The organism is Pandoraea sp. B-6 (assembly GCF_000282835.1).
In the GTDB taxonomy this organism is placed as follows: domain Bacteria; phylum Pseudomonadota; class Gammaproteobacteria; order Burkholderiales; family Burkholderiaceae; genus Pandoraea; species Pandoraea cepalis.
On record NZ_KB290522.1, the window covers coordinates 1 to 314 of the forward strand.

The 314-nt window shown below is 69.1% G+C and carries 1 pseudogene; it reads right to left on the reverse strand.

Annotated elements, in window-relative coordinates:
- Nucleotides 1-255 (reverse strand): annotated as a pseudogene (locus A985_RS25260) (hypothetical protein); the annotation flags it as partial.
- Nucleotides 256-314: the final 59 nt, after the last annotated feature.

A 314-nucleotide genomic window follows, 5' to 3' on the forward strand; every position in this document is an offset into this window, starting at 1 on the left:
GGATTCGATGGCCGACGCCGGTAGCGCGAGCCATTCGTCGCCCAGACGGAAGAGCAACAGCGGCGTGCCGCGCGCCGCCGCCTCTCGACCCGCCACAGCGCGCCACGGGGCCGGGTCAACCGGCACGACCGGCAGGCGATCGAGCAGTTCGGCCGCCTGGCGGTGCAACGCACCGGCGTGCGAGGGCTCTGGGGAATTCGGGTGGCGTGCGTCGGACACCGAATCGGCCTCATGCACGAAGTCGCGATTTGTCATCGATGTCGGGTCCCGTCACGCGGCACATTGTCAGGTGGTGCACTCGACGTTGTCGCCTT